This window comes from Microbulbifer aggregans (genome assembly GCF_020524005.1).
GTDB lineage: Bacteria > Pseudomonadota > Gammaproteobacteria > Pseudomonadales > Cellvibrionaceae > Microbulbifer > Microbulbifer aggregans_A.
In genome coordinates this window covers 35,242-53,215 of sequence record NZ_JAIVKK010000013.1, presented here as the reverse complement: position 1 = coordinate 53,215, position 17,974 = coordinate 35,242, and the positions used below count along the sequence as shown (strand labels likewise).

Genomic DNA, 17,974 nt, shown 5'->3' with positions numbered 1-17,974 from the left:
AGCAAGTATATGTGCAGCATTTATTCTGTCAAGGCGGACGAAGTCCCCGGCCGTTCGGTGTCAGGCCAGGTCAAACCGATCCGCGTTCATCACCTTGGTCCAGGCAGAGACGAAGTCCTGCACAAATTTCTCCTTACTGTCGTCCTGAGCATAAAGCTCGGCATAAGCGCGAAGAATCGAATTTGAACCGAATACCAGGTCCACTCGTGTTGCGGTCCATTTGACCTGGTCCGTTTTACGATCTCGAATTTCGTAGAGATTGCTACCCGCCGGGTTCCAGGTATTGCCCATGTCCGTCAGGTTCACGAAGAAGTCGTTGGTCAATTCGCCTTCGCGATCGGTGAATACGCCGTGCTTGCTTCCGCCGTGGTTGGTGCCGAGTACACGCATGCCGCCAACCAGTACGGTCATTTCCGGGGCCGTCAGCCCCATCAGCTGGGTCCGGTCGAGCATCAGCTCTTCGGGATTAACCACATAGTCTTTCTTGAGCCAGTTGCGGTAGCCATCGTGAATCGGTTCCAGCACTTCGAAGGCTTCGATGTCGGTCATTTCATCAGTGGCATCCCCACGGCCGGGTGAGAAAGGGACTGTCACGTCAAAACCCGCCGCCTTTGCAGCCTGCTCCACGGCGACGTTACCGGCCAGCACGATAACGTCCGCCACGCTTGCTCCGCTTTCTGCTGCAATGGGTTCAAGCACGGCGAGTACCTTGGCGAGGCGCTCGGGTTCATTACCGGCCCAGTCCTTCTGTGGAGCCAGGCGAAGGCGTGCACCGTTGGCGCCGCCACGCATATCGGAGCCGCGGAAGGTTCGCGCACTGTCCCATGCGGTGGCGGCCATTTCGGCAATGCTGAGCCCACTGGACGCGATTTTCGCCTTTACCGCATCCACGTCATAACTGGTACTGCCGGCGGGCACCGGATCCTGCCAGATCAGGTCTTCCTGCGGCACATCCGGGCCGATATAGCGTGCCCGCGGGCCCATGTCGCGATGGGTGAGCTTGAACCAGGCGCGCGCGAAAGCGTCAGCGAGTGCTGCGGGATCTTTATAGAAGCGTTCGGAGATCTTACGGTATTCCGGGTCCATCTTCATCGCCATATCGGCGTCGGTCATGATTGGGGTGGTGCGGATTGAGGGATCTTCAACATCGACCGGCTTGTCTTCCTCCTTGATGTCGATCGGTTCCCACTGCCAGGCACCGGCGGGGCTCTTTTTCGGCTCCCACTCATGATTGAGCAGCATCTCGAAATAGCCGTTGTCCCACTGGGTCGGATGCGTGGTCCAGGCACCTTCAAGGCCGCTGGTGACGGCATCGCGCCCAACACCCCGTTTGGTTTTGTTGAGCCAGCCAAAGCCCTGGTCTTCCAGTTCGGCGCCTTCCGGTTCCGGCCCCAGCAAAGCCGCATCACCGTTGCCATGGGTTTTACCCACGGTATGGCCTCCGGCGGTCAGCGCGACGGTTTCTTCATCGTTCATGGCCATGCGTGCAAACGTCACGCGCACGTCGTGAGCGGTCTTGATTGGATCCGGGCTGCCATCCACCCCCTCCGGGTTTACATAGATCAGGCCCATCATCACTGCGGCCAGTGGATTTTCCAGGTCCCGTTCGCCGGAGTAGCGGCTGCCCTCGCTACCAGTGGGCGCCAGCCATTCTTTCTCCGAGCCCCAGTAGGTATCGATTTCCGGATGCCAGATATCCTCGCGGCCAAAGCCGAAGCCAAAGGTTTTCAGCCCCATGGATTCATAGGCAATAGTGCCCGCATAGGCGATCAAATCTGCCCAGCTCACCTTGTTGCCGTATTTCTTCTTGATTGGCCACAGCAGGCGGCGCGCCTTGTCCAGATTGCCGTTATCCGGCCAGGAATTCAGTGGCGCAAAGCGCTGGTTGCCGGTTGCCGCACCACCGCGGCCATCGGCGATGCGGTAAGAACCGCCGGCATGCCAGGTCATGCGAATCATCAGGCCGCCGTAATGGCCCCAGTCTGCAGGCCACCATTCCTGGCTGTCGGTCATCAGGGCGTGCAGATCTTTTTTGAGCGCTGCGAAGTCGAGTTTTTTCACTGTTTCGCGATAGTTGAACTTCGCACCCATCGGATTCGTCTTGTGATCATGCTGGTGCAAGATGTCGAGATTCAGTGCTTTGGGCCACCACTCCATAATCGACATGCTGGCTTCTGTCATGCCACCGTGCAGAACCGGACATTTACCGGCGGGATTGGTTGTACTTCCGGTCATGGTCTTTTTCCTTTTGCTCGTTGATGCACGCGCCGTTATCCCCCTGACATCGTCAATAGCCAGAGACTAGATACCGATTTATCCACTTTCTTTAGCGGCAGGTCTTTCTATAACACTTCACACCGTTCTATGCAGAGATTCCGGGAAAGAGCAGTAGAGTCAGCTGCCATAAATTCACTGCCTACGTTGGCGTCCTTTCTATCCTTCCAACTCTCACGTTAAGACCCAGCGCCAATTTTTTGGAAATTCGTCTTTTCGGACGATATTAAATTTTCGACCGCTATTTATCTTTACAGCTCGCATTGCTACCCATACGAATAATTCGCAAGGCGTGTGCGGTTACTTCTTGCTTCGTTTCTTCGACTGAAGATCGTGTGTGGACTTAACCTCAGCTTCCCCGAGCGTGGTCAAAAATAAAAAGCGTACAGGCGAACTGTGACCGTGCCTTGCATAGATAAGAATGCGAAAAATGCAGCTTTGCGGGCTCAGGATGAGAAAACATTCATTTACTGCATGGAACAATATGCACAATGCATAGGCCTTTCCATGCCTGCAGTTCCAATGATGCAGGGAAAATCCTGGCTCCGGAAGTCGAACTGATCATCAGAACGCGATAATCAAGGAGCGCTTACAGCGATGTTGGAACCCAAAAATAAATTTACGGCGTTAGCCGCACGGGGCTTTAGCCCCAGAGTGCGAACAGCGCTGTTTACTTCCATATTGACTCTGCTATGCGTGGAGTCAGTGGCCTATACCGATTCCGATCCGGGCTATGAAGACCCCTATTATGACCCGGCGTATGTATCGAATCCCTACGGCGTGTATAACCGCCCTGCCGATTATGATCCTGACGCTTTACTCGGCACCAGCAACGGTGGCTGGGCGGTATGGGATTTCTGTTATGGCAAACCAGACGAGACGGAACTTCCCGAAGATCCACGCTCGTTTATTCAGGAAGGCGTCAGCGATGGACGCGCGGTGCACTTCAATGCCTATTACAAAAATTGCCACGTGGACCCGGAAGCGGTGCAGGAAGTCGGCGCGGCCACAACCTGCGGGGAACTGCGCGAGCGCTTCGAACTGGGTGAGCGCCTGCTGACCGGCGGCTCTCCCGGCGTGGGAGCCCTGTTTGCTGGTACCGACCCCTACACCATCGAAGCAGCACTCGGTATTTCCACCCTGCTTCCGGACCAGTATCGCGACCTGTGGCAGTCCTGGGGTGGCTACACATCAAAACCAGCCAACTTCGACCAGCTGGTAGCGGAGCGCTACGGTTCGGTGCTGGGGGAGAAGCGCAATCCCTACCCTCTGTTCGGGGAAAACCCGAATCGAACCAATGGCGGTTCCGGTCAGCTGCCATTGATGTTCACCCAGATGCGCTACCCCGATGGCACCTGGACCGGCCGTATCGGTGTCACCTGCCACGCCTGCCACAGCGGCGCCGTCGACGGTAAGGCCGCGCTGGGCGGTGGCAGCCCGCTGGCGGACCTCGACCTGTTCCTGCGCGACGCCCTGCCCCAGGGCTATCTCGCCTCGGTAGCGACCCTGGCCAACCTCAGCCATACGCGCGGCACCAATAATGCCAGCGATGTGAACCTCGCATTTATTTTCCCGGACCAGGGAATCTATTCGGCGAGTGATGCAGTGGACCTGATTACCTCCGGTTCCACCGCCAGTATGGACACCCCGGCGTGGTGGAACCTTGGGCACCGCCCGGTGAAGTTTGTCGACGGCATGTTCCCGGCGGATGCGCCGCGTATCGACCAGGTGTTCTATACACCCTTCTTCGGCCTGTTCGGCGAGATCCTCGGTCCCCTGAGTGATGCCGGCCAGAAATACATGCGCGACAATGGCCCACCCATCAACGCCTGGATCGAAACCCTCAAGTCTCCCAAGTATCCCGGCACCATTGATACCGCGCTGGCGGAGGAAGGCGCAGTGCTGTTCCACGAGCTGGATATGTGGGCACCGGAGCGCAACAACACGGTTCGCCAACCGGAGGGCAACGGCAGCTGTGCCAGCTGTCACGGCGCCTATGCACCGCGCTACGTGAACGATCCCGAGTTCCTCGCCAGCCCGGTTCTGGAAGGTATCGCCTCTTACATAGTGCCCCAGGAAATCATCGGTACCGACTCTGTGCGCTGGGAAACCAACAACGAGGGCATGCAGCGCGCGGGCTCAGTGAATTTCTTCGGCTATCCGCCCACCAAGGGCACGGATCAGGATTGCGGCCCGCAGAATCAGGAACGCCTGCGTGGTGATCGCGAGCTGGGCTACCTCGCGCCACCGCTGTACGGTGTGTGGGCGAGTGCGCCGTATATGCACAATGGCTCGATCCCGAATGTGTGGGAAATCCTCAAGCCCTCGGAGCGCGAACCACTGTGGCGCCGCAAGTCCAACAGCAAGCTGTCCAACCCCTGGTACAACAACGGTAATGTGCTGATGGGTTACGACACTAAACTGGATACGGCCTATGACGCGACGAAAATGGGCTGGAAGTACGATGCCATCGATTGCGAATGGCGTTCGTTCTGGAATCCCTCGGTTTCACCTTTCCGCACCTGCGACCCCAACGACAAGCACGCAACGCCCCTGGCCCAGGAGATTCTCGACGATATCTTCGGCAATCTGATTTTGACCTGGAATATTTTCTTCCCACCGACGCTGACCATGCGGCAAATGGAAGATCGCAAGATCTACAATACCCTGCTGTTCAGCCACGGCAACGAAGGCCACGAGTTCAACAGTGTGCTGACTGACCACGAGCGGCTGGCGATTATTGAATATCTCAAGACGCTTTAACAAAACTGTAAAGCCCTTCAGAAAATCTCCAAAAACACCCTGTGCCAATGGCACCGGGTGTTTCTTGTTTCTGAGCACGATTAGCTGTACCGAAATTTGCGCCGTAACGTAATAGTCATATCTCCGTATCAATTCACCGATATTATCCTTCAGAAAAAATCATCCAGGATAGGTGCTGAGTTAGAACATTCCACGTTTTAAGCGGATTTAAACCTATTAAACCGACTGGCACCGGGCCCATGACCACCATGCACAAAGTACCGCACGTTTTTCTTGCCATTTTTTTCTTTTTTTCGATAGAAGCATCATCCAACACTTCTATTAAGGCAGTGAACTACAATGTTTGGCTCGGCTTCCACAAAGGCGAAAAAATCCCGGAGTTCCAGCGCTGGATCGCCAATAAAAAGCCGGACATCGTTACTTTCCAGGAACTCAACGGCATCAGCGAAAAAGAGCTGCGGGAGATTGCCAAATCCTGGGGCCACGAATATGTCTCGGTATTGAAACCCTGGGGCTTCCCGGTAGGGATTACTTCCAGCGCTGAAATCGATGTGATCGCCAAGCCATTCTGGCTCTATCACCACGGGCATATCCAGGCGAAAACCCACGGGGTAAATATCTTCGCGGTGCATTTCTGGCCCAAGGAAGAGAAAGAGCCAAATGACATCATTGAGCTAGCTAAGAGTCTCGCGAGTAATCGCGAAAAGGTACTGATAGCTGGCGATTTCAATACCCACTCAGCGCGGGACAACCCCTATCTGGATACGATACTTAAACTGGATTACGTTTACTTCGACGTGGTGGAGCAGTTTGAGCGGAATGGATTCATAGACCTGGTGCACAAGCACAGTCCGGAGCAGAAACGCTCCTTCCCCACCCTCGTCTTCACCGATGGTACTCCAGACTCCAGATCGGAGTCGGCCAAGAAATCCGAGCGGATTGATTTTGCTTTTGCCAATGCATCCTGGGCGGAACATTCCAAAGATGCAGAAATCGCTATTGATAAGACAACGGATTTTTCGTCCGACCACTACCCTGTTTTTGTTGAATTCAATTGACCGGTCCGATTTCTGTACTCGCCTCGGAGGCCGCCCCTAACTCTCTAGATGATTACTCGGGAGATAGCCTAAATAACATACACGCCAACGCCCACAGCTGGTGGCCCTATCACCAGCTTCGTGCAGCTTAGACACTTAAGCTACGTAAAGCATGACGAAAATATGCCGAAAGCCTCTGCTTCCTGGGCAAGCGGGCACCTGCGCCAAGAAAACCAAGAGCTAAAACGATTAGCTTAGATAGCTCCCGATATTGCTTGATGAAGACGGCTCGCTCCGCGCCACCTCGAGATCGCAGGTTGACTCACCATGAAAATGGCGCTTATTCTGCCTACGCCAGCACAAAATTAAACATACGAAAGGATTTATCAATGCTGAGAATCATTGCAAGTCTGCTACTTCTCTTAGGCTCAGGAGTAGCAATAAATGCAATCGCATCCGACAGTGGCTCCCAACAAGAGCGGCAATGTATCGAGGCTTTTGATAAAGGCCAATACAAGTTGGCAGCGCCAACTTGTGAAACTGCTGCGAACTCTGGTAATCCTGAGGCTCAGTATCGATTGGCGAAGGCGTATCTTTTCGGCCTATTTGGCAGCAAGGATATCGATAAGGCAGTCAGCTTTGCGCTGTCATGCAGAGAAACGAATCCGGGTCCTTGTCTGAATGTCGCGGGATTGGCACAGGGACAAAAAGCCATACCAGAACGCTTTAAATCCTTTCCTTCCTGGATTGACTCAGACCTCAGAGAAGGAATATTGAAGCAGGTAGACATGGAATTACTCACTGAGTCGAACAAAAACCTTTTAGCCGCTGCTAATCACGGTAGTGTCAAAGCCATGCATAACATTGGAAACCGCTACGCCAGGGGGATAGGATTTGCTCCCGACCTGGAAAAAGCGCTCGAGTGGGGACAGAAGGCATCAAGTGCAGGATTCCTTCCCGGAAACACTATGCAGGCTGTCGCAATCGTCCTTCATAAAAAAACTGAACTTTATCCAGAGTTGGAAAACTTGCTTTTACCCGCCGCTGCGCAACTTCCTGAAGCTAGCGGCTACCTCGGTGATATTTATCAGAGTGGCTTTGGCGTTGAAGCAGATCTGACTAAATCCTATGCGTGGTATACCGTTGCCGTGGTCAAGGGGCATGAGCCATCCAAGCAAGTTCTTGAAAGCCTAAAGCCCAGACTCAGCCTTCGACAAATTGAAGATGGAAATACCCTGGCTGAGAGTTATTACAAGCAGTATGCCAATCCAAACTGATGGGAAACGATAAATTTTCATATCAGCCAAATCTGAGCACTTTACTTTGAGATAACTATGTATCGTTCAATATTTATCACCTTGGCATCGGCCATTGCGCTAAGCAGCTGCGCAGTATATGTAGATGAGCGCCAGCCTGTCGGGCCTGAAGAATTGGGAGCAATACCTGCCATCAGCATAATGTCTCCTGATGAATACGATGATGCTATGCGTCAGCGAAAGAACTTTTTTATACCTCTATCAAAAAAATTTAAGGTTCACGAATCATCCGTAGATGATGTAAGTTCCAGATCAATATTTTCAGACACTATCGATACATACCGAAAAAAAGACGGCAATATCGATTGCGATATTCCAGTCGAGCAGACCAGCGCGGCCGATGCCGAGTATTGGATCGTTGTGCAGGTTTACAATGAATCTGAGGCAAATATCGGCAGCGTGATGGCATCTGGTTTAACTTTGGGTGTTTTACCTTCGTCCAACCGTGGCCAATCGACCTTGTCTTACAACATCTATGCGGCCGGTCAGCCCAGGGATATCAAAGATGAAGGCTCAGTCTCTGTGGACTACACAGCAGTGCAACATATATTGCAAATGTCCGCGACACAGTCACAAGCGGAGCAGGCCAAACTGGCTGGGGAAAAAATGTTTTGTGACTTACTCATGAAAAGCCTGAAAGACGCAAAGGCAAATTATGCGTTTTATTAACACACTCATATTGATGGTAGCGGCAATACCATTCATAGCATCAGGTAACGAACCCGCTGTCTACGCAGGATCTCTGGGGCCTATTTCAGTCACCACCACTGGCGTGGACCGAGCATCCAAGGGGGAGACTAAACGCGAACTTCGAAAACGTCTGTCACCACTTTTTTCTGGAGACAAGAGCAAGCTTTACCGGCTTGAAATAGAAGCCCAAATTGAAAATAAAAATGAAACAGCTGCGTATTTTGGCAACATCGACACCCAATATAAATCCTGGTCTGTCATATTGATCCTTTCCGAAATGGAGCCATCAAAAGAATTAGTTGGCACTACCAAATTCACTATTATTTCAAAGACCGGCGCGCTGAGCCGCCCGGAAGAGGCTGCCAAGTATTTTCCTGAATACGTTGCCGAAAGGGCGCTAATCGCAATCAATCAAATTGCAGGGATCGACCAGCAGGAAGAGCTACAACAACTCGCAAAAACCATGCGTAAGACCCGTGGTATCAATCCGCTGACACATGTAGTTGATGCAGGTATCGCCACCGTTGTAGCTGGTGGTAAAACGGCAGCCAATATGGCGGGCGGCGCCAAGGATATATTACTTGATGCCGATACTGTCTCCAGTATCCACTCTGCGACCGTAGCCATGGCCGGCAACACCAGTGCGGAGGAAATATTGAACGAACATCAACACGCAGTACGCCGGTTTGCGCATGACGCTCGCTCCAGAGAAAGCGACTCTGTCAACAGGTTCCAAAAGCAACAGCAACAGCAACAAGTTTCACAGACCTTGCCTGAAAACACATCTGCCTCCCTCGAGCCTGAATCCGAAAAAGTCTCTGAGAGCGAAGAGTGTATTGCTCAGGCGGAAAGTACGGGACCAAAGCCAAATGTCCCGCAGCGCTATTGCCACTATATCTTTGCTGATTACACTGACAATGTCAGTCATAGCCTTGGCGATTATGGCAATGAATTCATGAAGGAATCACATAGCATTGAAAGCGCAGAGGAAACGCTTGAATACGAGCTACTTCAAAAGGCCAAGAAATCTTGCAAAGCAAAAGGCTACGGCAGAGTGCATAACCCAGAGTCCTATGCTTTCAACACCCTCGATGCGCGGGTGACTGAATGTAAAGAAAATAATCGGATGGGTTCAGTTTTCTATCTTTGTGCCGGTTCGGCTACTTATATTTGCGCCCGCTCAGATTAGGAGTATCACCGTTCAGATCGGTTCAAATTAAATACACCAAACTTCGGTGATGCTGCACCCCAGGTGCAAATTGATTATTCGTTCGTCTTGCAGCGCTAAGTTCGTACTTTTTTGTGTTTCCCCTCAAAGGAATACGATTTGTCACGTTTTGGTCACACGAGCGTATCAATCAGTAACTAGTATCCAGCGCGTAAATCTTCTAAGGGTAAACGCTGGAGCTTTCATGAACCGGATTAATAAACGGAATTTCCCCCTCGCCACCCTGGCCTGTGTAATCTCGACCATCGCCGCGCAGGCCCATGCTCAACAGAACGCGCAGCTGGAGGAGGTGGTCGTCACTGCGCAGAAGCGCGCACAGGCAATCCAGGATGTACCACTGACCGTCAGTAGCCTGGATGGCGATACCCTGAATGAACTGGGTATCGACCGCTTCGACAGTCTGTCTGATCTGGTACCGGGGCTTGTTGTGCAGCAGCAGAGCGTGAACAACAACGGCTATGTAATCCGCGGTATCACCTCCGACGATGGTAGCGCCCCCGGTGCTGCGCGGGTTTCGGTGTACCTGAACGGCACCGATGTTTCCCGCTCGCGCACTTCCTACTTCGAGGTATACGACATGGAGCGTATCGAAGTAGTAAAAGGCCCGCAGGCGACCCTGTTCGGTACCGCCGCATCCATCGGTGCGATGAGCTTTATCACCGCCAAACCACAGCCGGAATTTGCCTCTTCGCTTACTGTGGGTGCCGGCGATTACGATATGCGCAAGCTCGAAGGCATGGTGACCGGCGGTGGCGAAACCGTGCAGGGCCGCCTGGCGTTCGTGACCCGCGAGCGTGCGGGCTATGTGGAAAACACCAGCGGTGAGGCCGACCTGAATGGCTACGAGCGCGAGGCTATCCGCCCCAGCTTGCGTATCACCCCCAGCGATGACCTCACTATTGATCTCATCTACAACTACGATAAGGCCACCGACCCGGGCACGGCTTTCGTGAATCAGTCCGTGCTGTTCACCGACAACGCCGCGCTGAGCGTGCCAGACAATAACGTGTTGGGCATGAACGATATCGGTGTCGAACGCACGGTGAAGGACTTCAATGCGACCGTGAGCTGGGAACTGGGCGACGACCTGTCGCTCACCTATATCGGTGCGCAGCGCAAGCACGATTCCCTCGAGGCCTTCGATGCGGACGGCACCGGTTTCGAGATGCTGAACTTTTCCGAGCTGGCCACCGGCGACCAGTCCAGTCACGAGCTGCGCCTGAATTTCAGTGGTGAGCGCATCAATGGCTTCGCGGGTGCGAGTTATTTCGAGGAGAACGCGGACCAGTTTGTGGGCTTCGCCAGTGAGGAAGGCACCTTCCTAAGCTGCGCCGGCGCACTCGCCGCAGTCGGCATTACCGGCTGTAACGCAGACACTACAGCGCTGCTGACCGGCGGCCAGCTCGCGACACTCCCCTACGAGAGCTATTACGCGAACGGCGCGGACAACAGCAGCCTGAACCTGTTTGCCGATGTTTCCTACCAGGTGACCCCGCAACTGGAAGCCACCATGGGCGCCCGGCTGGTGCGCGAGGAGCGTGAATCCAGCTACACCAGCAAGCTGCCCTTCTCCCAGATCCTGGCTTCCCAGGGCCTGATGACCGACCTGTTCTTCGGCCTGGCACTCAATGCCGAAGGTGACATCATCCGCGGGGATGCCGACAACTCCGCGGTGCTGCCGCGCTTCAACCTGCTGTATACCCTGAACGACAGCGTGAACCTTTACGGCACCATCTCCAAGGGTGAGCGCTCGGAAGTGATCGACATGTCGTCCGGCATCGAGAGCCTGATCCCGGCGGAAGAGGTTGATAACTACGAGCTGGGTATCAAGGGCCGCCTTGCCGGCACGCCTCTGGATTACGCGGTAGCGGCCTTTTACCAGAACTACGATAACTTCCAGGTCAATGTGGTGGACCAGGATACCGGCCAGACCCGCACCGAGAACGCGGGATCGGCAACCAATACCGGCGTGGAAGCGGAACTGCGCTGGAGTGCGACCGACAGCCTGCAATTGCTGGCGAACATGGCGTACATCGATGCCGGTATCGACGACGATTCCAGTAACGGCACCTACGCCGGCAACCAGTTCCGCCTACAACCGGAGCTGACCGGTGCCCTCAGCTATATCTACGAAACACCGATCAGCAACAGCCTGCTGTTCACCAGCAGCGGCAGCTGGAGTTACCGCTCATCGGTGTACTTCGACATCGCCAACCAGTTTGAAGAAGACGCCGTGGACCTGCTTAACCTGCGCGCCGGTATTGCCGCCAGCGACCGCAACTGGGCGCTGACGCTGGCGGCCAGCAACCTGCTGGACGAGGAGTACATCATGGACGCGGGCAACACCGGTTCTTCCTTCGGCTATCCCACCTATATCCAGGGTGCGCCGCGCACGGTGAGCCTGGAGTTCAGCAAGCGCTTCGGGGCGTTCTGATCACGCGCTACTAGAGAGCCCAGCAACTGTAAGCCAGCGCATTCCTGCGCTGGCTTACTTATTCACAGGCGACCAAACCCGATCGGGCAAAAACGAATTATCCACATGTTGTTTGCCCACAGCTTCTCGGGACAGACCTGTGTATATCTACTGGATATCCCGACGCAGGCCAGTAACCGCGCCGCTCTGCTGGTCGCGGTCGAAATTGCGTCACTCTCCAACCACATCCCAAGTCACGCGACCTATTCACACCGGGCGATGCACAACGCGGTGGCTATCCACAGCGACAAACTCGGGGCTATCGATGTTATCCACATAATTCCACTCTACTTCCACCGCATCGCGACGGAAAGTCAGCGCCATATAACCGCGCTGGTGCAGGTTGCAGTATTGCAACTCGTCCACCAGTACCGACATCCCTGTGGCCAGCTCTGCCGCGGCCTTCCCACTCAGCTTCAGATAGGTTTCCATACCCGGCGAAGTCACACTGGGCGTTGCGAACTCCACGCCCACCATGTCTCCCCTGGCGTCGTGCAGGTGGGAGTACCAGGCGTTATGGGTATCCCCCGCTACCACCACCAGGTTTTTGCCCAGGCCTTTTACCAGTTCGTACACGGCTTCGCGCTCTACCGCATAGCCATCCCAGGCATCGAGGTTGTAGGGCACTACCTGTTCCAGGCGTGCGCGCTGTTCGTCAGTGATCGGCTTGCCCTGCAGGCTGGCCGCCTTGAGGGCGATCAGTTCTGCGGTGCGATCTTCGCTCCCGCCGCGATGAAAGCTGGTCATCATTTCTGTTGGCAGAAGCATCTTGCCCATCAACACCTGCTGACCCAGTAATTGCCAGTAACCGGTAGATGCGCTGAGGGACTCCTGTAGCCACTGCAATTGGGGTTTACCGAGTAGCGAACGGGTGGGGTCTGCCAGGGCGGCAGTAAAGGCGCGACCGTCGAAGTTGCCTTGACTATCCATATAGCCCTGGAAATCGACCTGCTTGTCACGCCCGATCACCCGGGTATCCAGCATATGCAGGTCCAGCAGGTCGCCGAAACTGAAGCGGCGGTAGATCTGCGGATTGCGCTCCCCCATGGGCGGGCGTATCGGCAGCCACTCGTAATACGCCTGCACGGCGGCAGCGCGGCGGGCAAAAAAGTCGCCCTCATCTTGGCTGTGGTTTTCTGCCCCCGCCTTCCAGGTATCGTTGCTGATCTCGTGGTCATCCCACACGGCAATAAAAGGCGCGGCAGCGTGCAGCGCCTGCAATCCTTTATCCGTGCGGTAGAGCGCGTAGCGCTTGCGGTAATCGGTAAGGGTGAGGAGTTCGCCACTGTTGTCTTCTGGCAACGCGCGACCGATTTCTGCGGCGCGCGCGGTGGCGTAGCCACCGGCACCATATTCGTAGATGTAATCGCCGAGGTGCAGCACCGCATCCCAGTCGTCCCTGTCGGCCGCCAGCTGGTATGCATTGAAGTGGCCAGCCGGATAATTGGAGCAGGAGAATACTGCAAGCTTCAGCTGTTCTATGCCGGCCTCCGGCAATGTCTTGGTGCGCCCTAGCGGGCTCTGTTCACTGGCACCGATAAAACGATAGTAATAACGGGTGTTTGGCTGCAGGCCCTGCACGTCGACCTTGACGGTGTAATCCCGCGCGAGATCGGTTTCCACGCCACCACGGCGGACGATCTCGCTGAACTCGGGATCGCTGGACAGCTCCCAGGTCACCCGCGTCGGCCCGGCGGGCTCAGTGCCCGCTGCCGGTGTTGCGCGCGTCCACAGGATCACCGCGTCCTGCTGCGGGTCGCCACTGGCCACGCCGTGCTCGAATACCACATCTGAGGGCAATTGCGGCCTGGTCATGGCCTGCAGTGGTGTGGAGACGGCCACGCTCCCGGTAGCCGCAAGTGCCACCTGGATAAAATTACGTCGGGTAAATTGGGTCACGCTCGAATTCCTTGTTGTTATCACTAAACCGCCCAGCCTAGGGAAGAGTTGTGACAGGACTGCGAACAGCCATTGGGTCACACTGGCACAATGGCGCCGCTGTGAATATGTGCCAAAGGTGTGGAACCCCAGGACGCTGAACCTATCACAGTACACCAGTACCCAAACCCACTCGCCAGCACCCGTAAGGCCGCCAATGACCCGCCGAGCAAAGCGACTGTTTAAACCCGTAATGTGGCTCGCCGTCACGTTCCTGCTGATAACCGCAGTGCCGGTGCTGGCGCTGCGTTGGATCGACCCGCCCTCTTCCATGGTGATCCAACAGTGGCAGCGCGAGAGTGGACGCGTGGCGCTGCACACCTGGAAACCGCTGACGAAGATTTCCCCCAACCTGCAGATGGCCGTAATCGCGGCGGAAGACCAGAAGTTTCCCCATCACCACGGATTTGATTTTGCGTCGTTGCAGAAGGCCCTGAGCGAATCGCGCAAGCGCACTCGCGGTGCCAGCACCATCAGCCAGCAGACCGCGAAAAACCTGTTCCTGTGGAATGGGCGCAGCTACGTGCGCAAGGGGCTGGAAGCCTGGTTCACCCTACTGATTGAGCTGCTGTGGTCCAAGGAGCGGATCCTTGAGGTTTACCTGAACATTGCCGAATTTGGCGAGGGCGTATATGGCGCGGAAGCGGCAGCCAAGTACAGTTTCGGCACCAACGCCCAGCGGCTCAGCCGCTGGCAGGCAGGTTTACTGGCGGCAGTGCTGCCGAGCCCCAAACGTATGTCGGCGCGCCGTCCCTCCGAGTATGTGCAGGAGCGGGCGGCGGCGATCAACCAGCAGGTAAAGCAGCTGGGCGGCACTGGCTATCTCAAATCCCTGTAAATCGCCCTGTGCGTGGATCCGCCGGTTCACGGCAATACAATGGGCGGATACCCGCGGCGGGGGATTACTGTGCACAAGACCGGCCTGACTGGATTGACCCTGTGGATTGCACTGGTGCTTGCGGTGCCTGCCGGGCATACCGCGGTGCTCGACGAGTGCGGCGCGACCGATCACTGCCGCGCGCTGGAGTTGCACAACCAGGTCCGCAAAGAGCTGAATGCCGGCCGCCTGCCCAACAGCCCCAAACCCAATCCGCCCGTGGCCATGCTGGTTTACGACCAGGCACTGGCCCGCACCGCCTACAACTGGTCGGCCGCGCTGTGCAATACACGGCGCGGGCACAACAGCCAGCGTCGCGAGCACTATATCGCCCATGGCGGCAACCCGGCACACCGCTGGGTGGGGGAAAATATTTATTTCACCACCCAGGTGCTACCCAATTCTGATGCCCTGGCCCAGGCCGTTGCCGCCTGGGCCGCAGAAGCCAGAGACTACCGCTACCAGCCGTTCAAGGTCATGAAAACCGGCCACTACAGCCAGCTGATCTGGAACACCATCGACACAATCCAGCACGGCAAAAAAGTGCCGCGTGCAGTAGGTTGTGGGGTATACCGTTGCAGCAGCGGGCGATACAAAACCATCGTGACCTGCAATTACGCCCCGGGCGGGAATATCCAGGGCGTGGTGCCCTATCGGATTTAGCATGACGCCCAGCCAGATTCAGCAAATCCCCGTCGCAGCGTGCAGCCTGCGGTTGCGCATTTTGGTAGTCTCTCCATAACAACCAAAAAACGGTAGTCGCCATGAAGCCCGCTCTTCGCCTCGCCCTCCCCGCCTTCTCTCTCCTCGCTATTGCCGGCACGCTGGCCCAGGCATCCAGCGAAATCACCCTGCCAGACGGTTCGGTCTATAGCGGTGATGTCAAAAACGGACTGCTGGACGGTTCCGGTGAACTGCACTGGCCGGATGGCCGCCACTATAGCGGCACGTTTCAGGACGGCATGATGAGCGGTAAGGGCAGCCTGACGTTTATCGATGGCTGCACCTACGTCGGTGCACTCGTCCGTGGCGAACTGCACGGTTTCGGCCGCTACCAGTGCGATGACACATACTGGGAAGGGAATTTTGATCAGGGCAACCTCTCCAGGGGCACCATCTTCTGGCAAGAGTTCGGTACCTATGAGGGCGAGATCCAGGATTTTGTGGCCCAGGGCCAGGGGCAGCTGACCTACCCGGACGGGACCATTGTTCGCGCCACCTTCGAATATGGCGAGCCCAGCGGTGACGGTGTCCGCATCAGCAAAACCGCAACTGGCGAATTGCTGGAGGAACCCGGCTACTTCTTCGAGGGGCGCTATTACGCCAGTAAGAACGCCTGGCAGGAAGACGATATACACCAGATGGCCGCCGTGGAAGCGCGTCTCTATAGCGAAAGCGAACGCCTGCAAACCGCGCTAAGTGCACTCGCACCGCAACGCCCCGGCGTGCGCGATGTGTATCTGCTGGCCGTGGGTGGTGACGGCACCGAAGGTGTCTTTGCCAGGGAAGTGAACTGGGTGGCGGAAAGACTCGGTTCGGTATTCGACCTCAAGCGCCACCAGATCCACCTCAGTAACGGCAGTGACAATCGCCCTCTCGCCACCCGCACCAGCGTCGAGAAAAGCCTGCTAGCACTGGACGCGGTGATGGACCCGAACGAAGACCTGCTGCTGGTGCACTTTGTCAGCCACGGTGACGCCGATGGCAATCTGTATTTCGCCGACCAGAAGCTGCCTCTCAACGACCTCTCTGCTGCCGATGGCAAACAGTGGCTGGATGCACTGCGTATCCAGCACCAGTGGGTGATCGTATCCGCCTGTTATTCCGGGCAGTGGATAGAAGCACTGGCCGCACCCAGCCGCGCCGTCTTCACCTCCGCCGCTGCCGACCGCACCTCGTTCGGTTGCAGCGACGATTCCGAGCGCACCTGGTTCAGTGCGGCGCTGTATGGCGAGGCGCTGGATAACGGCATCGCCGACCCTGCCGGCTGGTTCAAAGCGGCAAACCAGCGGGTTACGGAAATGGAGAAGGAACAGGGGATTGAGGAGGCATCCTACTCACTGCCGCAGTCGGCGGTGGGGAGTGAGTTTTTGCGTTGGTGGAGAGGTTAGCGTCGTCACACCGGTAATGCGTCCATTGCACTATAGGAAAACGGACTGAATTTAACCTCCGAATATCAGCTATCCCCAGTAAGAAAGTGAGCCCTATTGAAAAGATAAACAAAGGGCACACAACCAGCTATTTGACTCTGACACAATTTTTTTATTCTGGAAGCGACCTAAAAATATCCCTAAAATTTCTCCCCTCTCAGAACATATACAAAGGATTGTAAATGGCAAATAAGTATAGAATTGACCCCGATGTCATCGGGCTAATTGTCAGGGGGAAGAAAAACGACTCACATAGCCCTGGCACAATGGAACAGCACGCTGACTGTATATTGCCTAATGGCGAACCCGTCGGCTACTTCGGTGGCGGTGGCGATGCATCAAGCGGATCATCCGGATCAAGCTTTTTTAGTTCAAAATCGTCGTGGAAAAACGGCCCTTCAATATCATTAAACAGCACCGGGATAAACATGAAGGGAATGGTTGCTCACTACCCGGATCTTCAGAAGATGCGACCTTACTATGTCGATATAGATTTGGCGAAGAAATACGATGTTTTCTCTACCGTTTTATTGATAAAAGTTAGCCAGTCACAAGCTTCCCTATTCAAGACCTTCTGGGAAACACTAAAGCTCAGCCCTGGCGCCTTTAATATATTGGGAGGGAATTGTTCAACCAAAGCTGCGAAGGCATTTGCGCATGCAAAAGTCATCAGCGGAGGAATTCCTGGCCTAGACACACCCAACAACCTGTATGATTACCTAAAAGCCAAGCACCAAGACGCCAAAAGGATATACAGTGGACACATTGGTGCGATACCTACTGGCGGAGACAAATATGAACTTGTCGTTGGGTAAAAAAAATTTAACGAAATTAATAGCCATAATAACGCTATCACTTATCGGAGGATGCGCCATGTCTGCGGATATAGAATTAAAATGGGAATGGCCTGCTGACAGGGCTGTTGAAGACAAAATCCTGATAAAGATCGAAGACATCAAGCCCCAGGGGTCAGGATTTTTCGGCCTAAGGAAATCGCCCTCGTTCGCAGAAAACCTTCCAGACCCAACCGTCATTACTGGGGTCATTAAAAACGCAGATGAATTAATTAAGGGAAAAAGCCTAAAGATAATCGTCCCAAAGCCTGAAGTAGGAAATGCTGCTGTTGGTAGTTATGCGGTTCTCGGCCTTGTAGAAAAAGATATTTGTATCTGCATTGTTCCCGTGGAATCGGAAACAACCGATATAACACAGGTCAACTGCCCATAGA

At 55.1% G+C, this 17,974-nt stretch carries 13 protein-coding genes; 11 read left to right on the top strand and 2 right to left on the bottom strand.

What is annotated here, in order from left to right; genetic code table 11:
• Nucleotides 1–60 precede the first annotated feature (60 nt).
• Nucleotides 61–2,235, bottom strand: a complete 2,175-nt coding sequence (gene katG / locus LC093_RS18645) for a catalase/peroxidase HPI (protein ID WP_226668452.1) — start codon at nt 2,233–2,235, stop codon at nt 61–63.
• Between the two features lie 636 nt (nt 2,236–2,871).
• On the opposite strand from katG, the gene LC093_RS18640 reads away from it, so the two are divergent.
• From LC093_RS18640 to LC093_RS18615, 6 genes are all read left to right on the top strand, one after another.
• Nucleotides 2,872–5,037, top strand: coding sequence for a hypothetical protein (locus LC093_RS18640; protein ID WP_226668449.1), 2,166 nt, complete (start codon nt 2,872–2,874; stop codon nt 5,035–5,037).
• A gap of 329 nt (nt 5,038–5,366) precedes the next feature.
• Nucleotides 5,367–6,095, top strand: coding sequence for an endonuclease/exonuclease/phosphatase family protein (locus LC093_RS18635; RefSeq protein WP_226668446.1), 729 nt, complete (start codon nt 5,367–5,369; stop codon nt 6,093–6,095).
• A 368-nt stretch (nt 6,096–6,463) separates the two neighbouring features.
• Nucleotides 6,464–7,351 (top strand): tetratricopeptide repeat protein, encoded by an 888-nt coding sequence (locus LC093_RS18630; RefSeq protein ID WP_226668444.1) that lies wholly within the window; start codon nt 6,464–6,466, stop codon nt 7,349–7,351.
• Nucleotides 7,352–7,408: 57 nt separating this feature from the next.
• Entirely contained in the window at nt 7,409–8,059 is a 651-nt protein-coding gene (locus LC093_RS18625) for a hypothetical protein (protein WP_226668441.1), read from the top strand.
• The gene (locus LC093_RS18620) at nt 8,046–9,269 is read left to right on the top strand and encodes a hypothetical protein (RefSeq protein ID WP_226668439.1); all 1,224 of its coding nucleotides are present in this window, start codon (nt 8,046–8,048) and stop codon (nt 9,267–9,269) included. The genes LC093_RS18625 and LC093_RS18620 overlap by 14 nt, the downstream gene beginning before the upstream one ends.
• 223 nt (nt 9,270–9,492) lie before the next feature.
• Nucleotides 9,493–11,742, top strand: coding sequence for a TonB-dependent receptor (locus LC093_RS18615; protein WP_226668433.1), 2,250 nt, complete (start codon nt 9,493–9,495; stop codon nt 11,740–11,742).
• Between the two features lie 246 nt (nt 11,743–11,988).
• Here LC093_RS18615 and LC093_RS18610 read toward each other — a convergent pair whose 3' ends face one another.
• Complete coding sequence (locus LC093_RS18610) at nt 11,989–13,680, bottom strand: alkaline phosphatase D family protein (RefSeq protein ID WP_226668430.1); 1,692 nt, start codon at nt 13,678–13,680, stop codon at nt 11,989–11,991.
• A gap of 196 nt (nt 13,681–13,876) precedes the next feature.
• Here LC093_RS18610 and mtgA point away from each other — a divergent pair, with 196 nt between their 5' ends.
• From mtgA to LC093_RS18585, 5 genes are all read left to right on the top strand, one after another.
• Complete coding sequence (gene mtgA / locus LC093_RS18605) at nt 13,877–14,557, top strand: monofunctional biosynthetic peptidoglycan transglycosylase (protein WP_226668427.1); 681 nt, start codon at nt 13,877–13,879, stop codon at nt 14,555–14,557.
• 69 nt (nt 14,558–14,626) lie between these two features.
• The gene (locus LC093_RS18600; RefSeq protein WP_226668425.1) at nt 14,627–15,259 is read left to right on the top strand and encodes a CAP domain-containing protein; all 633 of its coding nucleotides are present in this window, start codon (nt 14,627–14,629) and stop codon (nt 15,257–15,259) included.
• Between the two features lie 101 nt (nt 15,260–15,360).
• Nucleotides 15,361–16,707: a C13 family peptidase gene (locus LC093_RS18595; protein WP_226668421.1), complete on the top strand. Its 1,347-nt coding sequence runs from the start codon at nt 15,361–15,363 to the stop codon at nt 16,705–16,707.
• A gap of 221 nt (nt 16,708–16,928) precedes the next feature.
• Nucleotides 16,929–17,561, top strand: a complete 633-nt coding sequence (locus tag LC093_RS18590; protein ID WP_226668418.1) for a hypothetical protein — start codon at nt 16,929–16,931, stop codon at nt 17,559–17,561.
• Entirely contained in the window at nt 17,542–17,973 is a 432-nt protein-coding gene (locus tag LC093_RS18585) for a hypothetical protein (RefSeq protein ID WP_226668414.1), read from the top strand. Before LC093_RS18590 ends, LC093_RS18585 begins: the two co-directional genes overlap by 20 nt.
• Nucleotide 17,974 lies beyond the last annotated feature (1 nt).

Coding starts and splice junctions, on each gene's coding strand:
- katG (WP_226668452.1), bottom strand. CDS start 2,235: ATGACCGGAAGTACAACCAATCCCGCCGGTAAATGTCCGGTTCTGCAC.
- LC093_RS18640 (WP_226668449.1), top strand. CDS start 2,872: ATGTTGGAACCCAAAAATAAATTTACGGCGTTAGCCGCACGGGGCTTT.
- LC093_RS18630 (WP_226668444.1), top strand. CDS start 6,464: ATGCTGAGAATCATTGCAAGTCTGCTACTTCTCTTAGGCTCAGGAGTA.
- LC093_RS18625 (WP_226668441.1), top strand. CDS start 7,409: ATGTATCGTTCAATATTTATCACCTTGGCATCGGCCATTGCGCTAAGC.
- LC093_RS18620 (WP_226668439.1), top strand. CDS start 8,046: ATGCGTTTTATTAACACACTCATATTGATGGTAGCGGCAATACCATTC.
- LC093_RS18615 (WP_226668433.1), top strand. CDS start 9,493: ATGAACCGGATTAATAAACGGAATTTCCCCCTCGCCACCCTGGCCTGT.
- mtgA (WP_226668427.1), top strand. CDS start 13,877: ATGACCCGCCGAGCAAAGCGACTGTTTAAACCCGTAATGTGGCTCGCC.
- LC093_RS18595 (WP_226668421.1), top strand. CDS start 15,361: ATGAAGCCCGCTCTTCGCCTCGCCCTCCCCGCCTTCTCTCTCCTCGCT.
- LC093_RS18590 (WP_226668418.1), top strand. CDS start 16,929: ATGGCAAATAAGTATAGAATTGACCCCGATGTCATCGGGCTAATTGTC.
- LC093_RS18585 (WP_226668414.1), top strand. CDS start 17,542: ATGAACTTGTCGTTGGGTAAAAAAAATTTAACGAAATTAATAGCCATA.